Here is a 9,716-nt window from a genome sequence, read left to right on the forward strand (position 1 = left end):
GCGCGCAGCCAGTGCTCCGGCGCACGCTCAGCAGCGTGTCGCCATCCGGTCACTGTTCGCAACGATCGGTGACCCTACCCGGTTCCCGGGCCCGACCGCCAGCAAACCGGCCGACCGGCCGACGTGAACCCCGGGGCCCGGACCGGGCTTCACGCCTCCCCCCGCGATCACGCGCGGTCCGCGTTCAGCCACTCGCGCATGACCGACAGCAGGTGGTCGGTCTCCACCGGCTTGGTGATGTGGTCGGTGGCACCCGCCTGCAGCGACTTCTCCCGGTCGCCCTTCATCGCCTTGGCGGTCAGCGCGATGATCGGCAGGCCCGCGAACTGGGGCATCCGGCGGATCGCCTCGGTGGTCGCGTAGCCGTCCATCTCCGGCATCATGATGTCCATCAGGACCAGCGCCACGTTCTCGTGCTGCTCCAGCATCTCGATGCCCTCGCGGCCGTTCTCGGCGTACAGGACGGTCAGGCCGTGCTGCTCCAGCACGCTGGTGAGCGCGAACACGTTGCGGACGTCGTCGTCCACGATCAGCACCTGCTGGCCGTCGAAGCGCCGGTCGCCGTTGACCGGGCGGGGCTGGAGGGGCTCCACCGTCCGCGGTCCGGCGGCGCTCTCCAGGGCGGCACTGCGCCGGCGCTCCACCGCGCCGCGGCGGCGCTCCTCGGCCAGCTCGCGGACCTCCTGGGCCCAGTGGTCGGCCGGGTTCTCGCCGACCGGCACCGGCAGGCCCACCGGGGTCACCCCGACCGAGGCGCGCGGCGCCAGGCCGGCCGGCACGGTCGAGCGGGGGTCGCCGACGGCCTCCGGGGCCTCGGTGCGCAGCGGCAGGTAGAGCGTGAAGGTCGAGCCCTTGCCCAGCTCGCTCTCGGCGTGGATCTCGCCGCCGAGCAGCCGGGCGATCTCGCGGCTGATGGACAGGCCGAGGCCGGTGCCGCCGTACTTGCGGCTGGTGGTGCCGTCGGCCTGCTTGAAGGCCTCGAAGATCTCGCGCAGCTTGTTCCCGGGGATGCCGATGCCGGTGTCGGAGACCGCGAAGGCGATCAGCTCGTCGTCCGGGCCCTGGATCGAGCCGGACTCCAGCAGCCGCTCGCGCACGTCCTGCGGGACCTCCCGGCCGGCCGGGCGGATGGAGAAGTCGACGGCTCCGGCGTCGGTGAACTTCACCGCGTTGGAGATCAGGTTGCGCAGCACCTGCTGGAGCCGCTGCTCGTCGGTGTGCAGGGTGACCGGCAGGGCGGGCGAGACCCGGACGGCGAAGTCCAGGTTCTTGTCCAGCGCGACCGGCTGGAAGGTGGCCTCGACGTAGTCGACCAGCTGGACCAGCGCGATCCGGGCCGGGCGGACGTCCATCTTGCCCGCCTCGACCTTGGACAGGTCGAGGATGTCGTTGATCAGCTGGAGCAGGTCGGAGCCGGCGCCGTGGATGGTGTCGGCGAACTCGACCTGCTTCGGCGACAGGTTGCCCTCGTTGTTGTCGGAGAGCAGCTTGGCCAGGATCAGCAGCGAGTTGAGCGGGGTGCGCAGCTCGTGCGACATGTTGGCGAGGAACTCGCTCTTGTACCGGGAGGCCAGGGCGAGCTGCTCGGCGCGCTCCTCCAGGACCTGCCGGGCCTCTTCGATCTCGCCGTTCTTGATCTCGATGTCGCGGTTCTGCTGGGCGAGTTGCTCGGCCTTCTCCTGCAACTCCTCGTTGGTGCGCTCCAGTTCCTCCTGGCGTGCCTCCAACTCGGCGGACCGCATCGAGAGTTCGGCGGTGAGACGCTGGGACTCCAGCAGCAGGCCCTCGGTCTTGGTGTTGACGCTGATGGTGTTGACCGTGACGCCGATGAGGTCCGCGATCTGGTTCAGGAAGTCCAGCGCGACGGTGGTGAAGGAGCTGAAGGTGGCCAGTTCGATCACGCCCAGCAGCCGGCCCTCGAACAGCACCGGCAGCACCACGATGTGGGCCGGGGAGGCCTCGCCGAGCCCGGAGGCGATCTTCAGGTACCCGGGCGGCGCCTCCTTGAGGATGATCGCCCGCTTCTCCACCGCGGCCTGGCCGATCAGCGACTCGCCGGGGCGGAAGGTGGTCGGCATCGCCCGCCGCTGGTAGCCGTAGCTGCCGATCAGGCGCAGCACGGTGTCGTTCTCGTCGTCGTCCTCGGTGATCAGCTCGGCGGTGCGGCCGGCCGGCTGGGCGAGGAAGAAGGCTCCGTGCTGGGCGGAGACCACCGGGGTCAGCTCGGTCATGATCAGCGAGGCGACCGCCTCCAGGTCCCGGCGGCCCTGGAGCAGACCGGAGATCCGGGCCAGGTTGGTCTTGAGCCAGTCCTGCTCCTGGTTGGTGCGGGTGGTCTCGCGCAGGTTGGCGATCATCTGGTTGATGTTGTCCTTGAGCTCGTCGAGCTCGCCCGCGGCGTCCACGTCGATCCGCAGGCTCAGGTCGCCCCTGGTGACCGCGGTGGCGACCTGGGCGATCGCGCGCACCTGCCGGGTCAGGTTGTTGGCCAGCTCGTTCACCGACTCGGTGAGGTCCTGCCAGGTGCCGTCCACGCCGGGCACCCGGGCCTGGCCGCCGAGCCGCCCGTCGGTGCCCACCTCGCGGGCCACCCGGGTCACCTCGTCGGCGAAGGCCGACAGCTGGTCGACCATGGTGTTGATGTTGGTCTTGAGCTGGAGGATCTCGCCGCGCGCGTCGACGTCGATCTTCTGCGAGAGGTCGCCGCGGGCCACCGCGGTGATCACCAGCGCGATGTTCCGCACCTGGCCGGTGAGGTTGTTGGCCATCTGGTTGACGTTGTCGGTCAGGTCCTTCCAGATGCCGGCCACGCCCGGCACGCTGGCCTGGCCGCCCAGGGTGCCGTCGGTGCCGACCTCGCGGGCCACCCGGGTGACCTCCACCGCGAAGGAGGACAGCTGGTCGACCATGGTGTTGAGGGTCGCGGCGAGTGCCGCCACCTCGCCCTGGGCGTCGATGGCGATCTTCTTGGAGAGGTCGCCGCGGGCCACCGCACCGGCGACCTCGGCGATGTTGCGCACCTGTCCGGTCAGGTTCGACGCCATGAAGTTGACGTTGTCGGTCAGGTCCTTCCAGATGCCCGACACCCCGCGCACCCGGGCCTGGCCGCCCAGGATGCCCTCGGTGCCCACCTCGCGGGCCACCCGGGTCACCTCGTCGGCGAACGCCGACAACTGGTCCACCATCGTGTTGACGGTCGTCACCAGCTCCAGGATCTCGCCCCGGGCGTCGACGGTGATCTTCTTGGAGACGTCGCCGCGCGCCACCGCCGTGGTCACCTCGGCGATGTTCCGGACCTGGCTGGTCAGGTTGTTGGCCATCAGGTTGACGGAGTTGGTCAGGTCCTTCCAGATCCCGGCCACGCCGGGCACGCTGGCCTGGCCGCCGAGGATGCCCTCGGTGCCCACGTCCCGGGCGACCCGGGTCACCTCGTCCGCGAAGGCGCCCAGCTGGTCCACCATCGTGTTGATGGTGTTCTTCAGCTCGAGGATCTCCCCGCGCGCGTCCACCTGGATCTTCTGCGACAGGTCGCCCTTGGCGACCGCGGTCGTCACCTGGGCGATGTTGCGCACCTGATCGGTGAGGTTGTTCGCCATGAAGTTGACGTTGTCGGTCAGGTCCCGCCAGACCCCGGCCGCCCAGGGCACCTGCGCCTGACCGCCGAGCCGGCCCTCGGTGCCCACCTGACGGGCCACCCGGGTCACCTGCTCGGCGAAGCCGGAGAGCTGGTCGACCATCGTGTTGATGGTGTTCTTCAGCTCCAGCATCTCCCCGCGCGCGTCCACCTCGATCTTCTGCGACAGGTCGCCCTTGGCGACCGCGGTCGTCACCTGGGCGATGTTGCGCACCTGGCCGGTCAGGTTGTTCGCCATGAAGTTCACCGAGTCGGTCAGGTCCCGCCAGACCCCGGCCACGCCCGGCACCTGGGCCTGCCCGCCGAGCCGGCCCTCCGTCCCCACGTCCCGGGCCACCGTGGTGACCTGGGCGGCGAACCCGTTCAGCTGGTCGACCATCGTGTTGACGGTGTTCTTCAGCTCCAGCATCTCGCCGGCCACCTCGACGGTGACCTTGCGGGACAGATCGCCCTTGGCCACCGCCGTGGTCACCTGGGCGATGTTGCGCACCTGGGCGGTCAGCCGGCCCGCCATGGTGTTGACCGAGTCCGCCAGGTCCTTCCAACTGCCGGACACGCTGCGGACCTTGGCCTGGCCGCCGAGCTTGCCCTCGGTACCGACCTCGCGGGCCACCCGGGTCACCTCGTCGGTGAACTCGGAGAGCTGGTCCACCAGCCCGTTGACGGTCCGCCCGATCTTCAGGTACTCGCCGCGCAGCGGGTGGCTCACCCCGTTGCTGTGCAGCGAGCGCAGCTCCATCTTCTGGTCCAGGTCGCCCTCGGCGATCGAGGTGAGCACCCGGCCCACCTCGGCCATCGGGCGGGCCAGGTCGTCGATCAGCGCGTTGCAGTTGTCGACCGCCGCCATCCAGGCGCCCTCGCCCGCGCCGGTCTCCAGCCGCTCGTTCAGCCGGCCCTCGCGGCCCACCGCGCGCCGGACCCTCGCCAGTTCACCGGTCAGGTGCTGGTTGCGCTCGGCGACCTCGTTGAACACCGCGGCGATCTCGGCCAGCGGCCCGTCCCCCGGGACGGTCAGCCGGCGGCGGAAGTTGCCGTCCCTCATCGCGGTCAGCGCCGACAGCAGCTTGCGCAGCTCGGCGGGCTCCGCGCCACGATTGTGGCCCGGCGCCCGTCGGCCGGCCGCGTTCCGCGGCACGGCCCCGGGGCGTCCACCGCGCGCAGTGGGCGGCGTCGTTCCGGTTGCGTCCTTGGTGGCCGAACTCAACGGGCCCCTCCCACATCGTGAACTGTCCGGTGACCGACCGTGCCGGTGCGGCACGCACCCGGGCACCGGCCCGGCTGGGCTGCGTGCCGACGGTCCGCGACGCGCCGGCACCCACACGACCGTACTGCTCGCACCGGCCGTCGCGGACCCCCCAGTCTGGCAGCACCGGCACCGGGTGCACGGCCGGTTGCGCTCGGTTCGTACCGCACCGTCCGAAACAGGTGGGCAGAATCACCCTCAGGTGCCTGTTTCGACTCCCCGTCCCCACGGGGAACCAAGCGGAAAGTAGGGTGGAGCGCTGCACCGGGCCACGACCCGACCCAGCGCCGCCGCTCACCCCGACGGCGCGCACGGGGATTCGGCGCCGCACCCCGGACAGCCAGGGCAAGAGCAGCAGAGGAGAAGTGGCAACGTGGTCACCGCGCGCGCAGCCGCCACCTTCGATCCCGACGGCCGGTCCGCGGCCGCCGCACGGGGGTTCGTCCGGGACGCGCTGCTCGGCTGGGGCCTGCCCGAGGTCGTCGACGACGCGGTCGTGCTGGTCAGCGAGCTCGTCACCAACGCCGTCGTGCACGCCGGCACCGCCGCGGAGGTCTGCTGCCTGCGCGAGGAGGAGAGCGTCCGGATCGAGGTCACCGACCACCACCCCGAGCGCGGCCTGCCCTCGCTCGGCGACGGTCCGGTCACCGGCTCCGACCGCTACGCCGACCCGGACGGCGAGGGCGGTCGCGGCCTGCTGATGTGCTCCGCCCTCTCGGAGCGGTGGGGCGTCGAGTACGCGGCCGGCCGCAAGACCGTCTGGTTCCGCCTCGCGCTGCCCGTACACGTGTCCGGGACCCGCTACGCCGTTCCCGCGACCCCCGGCAGCGATCTGCCCAGCGGCCCCGGCCCGGTGCGCGTCGCCGTCGTCCAGCTCGACGAGGACGGCCGGGTGCTGGCCTGGAACCCGGACGCCGAGGCGCTCTTCCAGCACCCCGCCGCGGCCGTCCTCGGCCGCCCCTGGGCCGACCTCGCGGTCTGGCCCCAGTCCCCCGCCCGCGGCCTCGGCCTGACCGACACCCTGCGGATGGCCCGCTGGGAGGGCGGCTACGGCATCCGACGCCAGGACGGCCAGGAGGTCGAGGTGTACGGCGTCCAGGTCCGGCTGCGCGACACCGAGGGCGTCCCCTCCACCCTCTGCCTGCTGGTCCTCGAACCCGACCGCGCGGTGCTGCGCTCCCCCGCCCGGGCCCTGCCCGGCGAGCGCCCCGACCCGGCCGGCCCCCGACTCGACCTGCTGGCCGGCCCGGTCGCCACCGACGACCTCGACACCCTGCTCCAGCGCACCGTCGAACGCGCCCGCGACCTGCTCGACGGCGACGCCGCGTACCTGCTGCTCACCACCGACGACGAGGCCGAGTTCGAGGTCCGCGCCGCCACCGGCCTCACCTCCGGACACCGCAGGCACACCCGCTTCCCGGTCGGCACCGGCAACCGCTACGACTCCGCCCGGCTGCCCTCCGTCCACGAGGACCTCTCCGCCCGGCCCACCGGCCTGCCACTGCTCTCCGACAGCGGCATGCGCTCCCTGATCACCGTCCCGCTCAAGGTCGAGGGCCGGCTGATCGGTTCGCTGGGCATCGCCGCCGCCGTGCCCGGCCGCTACGACAACGAGGACGCGCTGCGCCTGCAGTTCGCCGCCGACCGGGTCGCCCTCGCCGTCGAGAGCACCCGGCTGACCGAGCTCGAACAGCTGCGCCGCGGCTCGCTCTCCTTCCTGGTCGAGGCCTCCGACCTGCTGGCCGGCACCCTCGAACACGAGCAGACCCTCGCGCTGATGGCCCAGATGGCCGTCCCCACCCTCGCCTCCTGGTGTGCCGTCTACACCACCGCCGACCGCTCCTCACCGGCCAGGCTCGCCTTCGTCCTGCACGAGGACGAGGACCGCATCGACCCGCTGCGCGACCTGCTCGACAAGACGCCCGTACCGGAGGCCGGCCCCGCCCACGGCGTCCGGTTCTGGACGGCCCTCGCCGAGTCCGCCGAGGCGGGCGGCCTCGCCGACAGCCCGGAACTCGCCGGCCTGCTCGGCGAGACCGTCGTCCTCGCACTGACCGCCCGCAACCGCGTCATCGGCCTGCTGGTGCTCGGGGTCCCGGCCGGCGTCGGATTCCGCCAGGAGATCCTCGAACTCGCCGAGGACCTCTCCCGCCGGGCCGCCCTCGCCCTGGACAACTCCCGCCTCTACTCCGAGCGCACCGCCACCAGCCAGGCCCTCCAGCGCAGCCTGCTCCCGCCGGACCTGCCGGAGATCCCCGGCGTCGAGGTGGACGTCTACTACCAGGCCGCCGGCGAGGGCAACGAGGTCGGCGGCGACTTCTACGACCTGTTCACCATCCGCGAGGGCACCTACGGCTTCGCCATCGGCGACGTCTGCGGCACCGGCCCCGAGGCCGCCTCGGTCACCGGCCTGGCCCGGCACTCGCTGCGGCTCCTCGCCCGCGAGGGCCTGGACGCCCCGCAGGTGCTGCGCCGGCTCAACGCGGCCATCCTGGACGAGGGTTCGCGCAGCCGCTTCCTCACCCTGCTCTACGGCGAGCTGACGCCCCGCCCGGACGGCAGCACCGAGCTCTCCCTGGTCTGCGCCGGCCACCCGCTGCCGCTGCGGCTGCGCACCGACGGCCAGGTCGACCGGGCCGCCACCCCGCAGCCGCTGCTCGGCGTCATGGACGACCTCGACCTCACCGCCGAGCACCTGGTGCTCGCCCCCGGCGAGGTCCTGCTCTGTGTCACCGACGGGGTCACCGAGCGCCGCGAGGGCCGGCGGATGCTGGGCGACGACGGCCTCGCCGAGGTGCTCACCGGTTGTACCGGCCTGACCGCCGGGGCGGTCGCGGCGAGGGTGCAGCGTGCGGTCGAACGCTTCGCCCCGGAGCCGCCGTCCGACGACATGGCGATCCTGACCCTCCGGGTGCCCACCCAGCGCAAGACCTGAGCGTCCGGCGGGCGGCGCATGCCGGCGAGTGTCGGCGCGGCGTCGGTGCCGTGCCGGCGCCGTGCTGACGCAGTCACAAATTGTTATATTCACAAGGGTACAAGCGAAACGGGGTCGGGTAGACCGATCTCACCGGAGATTCCCTCCGGCGGGGGCACGACCAGCGGCGCTCCGCTGGCCCACCACTTCCGATGGCCCCTCACTTCCGACCGCGGCCCGCGCACACTCACAACCGTGCGCCTTCGGCGCGGTCGCGCGCATCCACTCATCGAGACGACACCACAGCGTCACTGCGCCCTGCGCGCGCCCAGAGTGAAAGGAGCCTCCGGTGAGCAACGACGCTTCCGGGGCAACGAACGCCCGCTCCACCGGAGCCGACGCGGGTAACCTCGGCTACCTCGCGCTCGGTCTCACACTGCTCGCCTACGGCCTGCTCTCCACCGGCATCCTGCACGGCGCCGGAGCCGGGAACGCGGCCCACCTCGCCCATATCCTCGGCGGCGTCACCCTCTTCATCGCGGGCCTCTGGCAACTCCGCGGCGGCGAGGGCTTCACCGGAACCGCCTTCACCACCCTCGGCGCCTTCTGGGCGACCTGGTCAACGGCCGCAGGGGCGGGCAAGAACGCCGCCGGACTCTTCCTGCTGCTGTGGGCCCTGCTCGCCCTCACCCTCACCGCCGCGAGCTGGGGTTCGGGCCTGCTCGGCCGCGCCGTCTACGGCCTGCTGACGGTCTCCCTGCTGCTCTCCGCCATCGCCACCTTCGGCGGCTACGGCGGTCTGGCCAAGGTCGCCGGCTGGATCGCGGCCGTCTCCGGGCTGGCCGCCTGGTACTGGGCCACCTCCGCACTGAGCAACGGCTCCTGGGGAAAGATCGCCCTGCCGGTCAAGTAACCGGCCGGGAACGACCTCGGTCAGCCCACCTGCTCCAGCTGCTCCTCGGCGGTGCCGCGGGGCCGGGCCTCCGTCCCGACGGAGGCCCGGCCCCGTCGGCGTGCCGCCAGCGCCAGCACGGCGTAGGCGAGGAGCAGGATCACCACCGCCACGATGCCGTCCAACCAGAAGTGGTTCGCCGTCACCACCACCACGGCCACCGTCAGCACCGGATGCAGCACCATCACCCATCGCAGTGAACTGCGCGACACCCGGATCACCGCGACCGCCGCCAGCACGCACCAGGCGACGTGCACCGAGGGCATCGCCGACAGCTGATCGGCCACCACCACACCGCCGACCGCGCCGCCGTAGACCGACTGCCCGTACTGGGCGGCCACGTCGACGAAACCGCTCTCCGGCAGCATCCGCGGCGGCGCCACCGGGATGAACTGCACCAGCAGGCAGACCGCGGTCGTGATCACCACCGTGTTGCGCACCCACGCGTAGCGCTCGCGGTGCCGCACGAACACCCAGAGCAGCACACCCAGCATCACCGCGAAGTGCATGGCCGCGTAGTAGTAGTTCGCCAGCCTCACCAGCACCGGGTACGGCGTGACCGCCCGCTGCCAGGACGCCTCGTCCGGCAGCCCGACCACCTGCTCGGTGTGGTGGATCCAGCTCGCGCGGTCCAGCGCGTGGTCCGTACTCATCACCGAGAGGTGCCCGACCAGCTGCCAGAGCGCGAACAGCGCCAGCAGCGTGCCGGCCTCCCGCAGCAGCGCGGACAGCGCCGGCTTCCGGCCCTTCGCCGCGGCGTACGCGCCCGCGTGGAGGCCGACGGCGGCGGCCCCGGCGGACTGCCAGGTCAGGGTCAGGTTCTGCATTGGCAGAGGGTAACGCAAAAAGCCCCTTCCCGGTCGGGAAGGGGCTTTTCGGAATAATTGTTCGGCGGCGTCCTACTCTCCCACAGGGTCCCCCCTGCAGTACCATCGGCGCTGTAAGGCTTAGCTTCCGGGTTCGGAATGTAACC

Annotated in this window: 4 protein-coding genes and 1 rRNA gene; 2 read left to right on the forward strand and 3 right to left on the reverse strand. The window is 71.9% G+C overall.

Annotated elements, in window-relative coordinates:
- Window positions 1–167: 167 nt before the first annotated feature.
- Window positions 168–4,769, reverse strand: coding sequence for a HAMP domain-containing protein (locus tag ACFWJ4_RS07330; RefSeq protein WP_380540225.1), 4,602 nt, complete (start codon window positions 4,767–4,769; stop codon window positions 168–170).
- A gap of 481 nt (window positions 4,770–5,250) precedes the next feature.
- Here ACFWJ4_RS07330 and ACFWJ4_RS07335 point away from each other — a divergent pair, with 481 nt between their 5' ends.
- Both ACFWJ4_RS07335 and ACFWJ4_RS07340 read left to right on the forward strand, forming a co-directional pair.
- Entirely contained in the window at window positions 5,251–7,812 is a 2,562-nt protein-coding gene (locus ACFWJ4_RS07335; RefSeq protein ID WP_380540228.1) for a SpoIIE family protein phosphatase, read from the forward strand.
- A gap of 328 nt (window positions 7,813–8,140) precedes the next feature.
- The gene (locus ACFWJ4_RS07340) at window positions 8,141–8,704 is read left to right on the forward strand and encodes a GPR1/FUN34/YaaH family transporter (RefSeq protein WP_359913905.1); all 564 of its coding nucleotides are present in this window, start codon (window positions 8,141–8,143) and stop codon (window positions 8,702–8,704) included.
- 20 nt (window positions 8,705–8,724) lie between these two features.
- Here ACFWJ4_RS07340 and ACFWJ4_RS07345 read toward each other — a convergent pair whose 3' ends face one another.
- Together ACFWJ4_RS07345 and rrf are read right to left on the reverse strand one after the other, a co-directional pair.
- Window positions 8,725–9,570, reverse strand: coding sequence for a phosphatase PAP2 family protein (locus ACFWJ4_RS07345; protein WP_380540232.1), 846 nt, complete (start codon window positions 9,568–9,570; stop codon window positions 8,725–8,727).
- 59 nt (window positions 9,571–9,629) lie between these two features.
- Window positions 9,630–9,716 (reverse strand): 5S ribosomal RNA (gene rrf, locus ACFWJ4_RS07350); the annotation flags it as partial.

Source organism: Kitasatospora sp. NPDC127067 (assembly GCF_042724755.1).
Lineage (GTDB): Bacteria > Actinomycetota > Actinomycetes > Streptomycetales > Streptomycetaceae > Kitasatospora > Kitasatospora lactacystinica.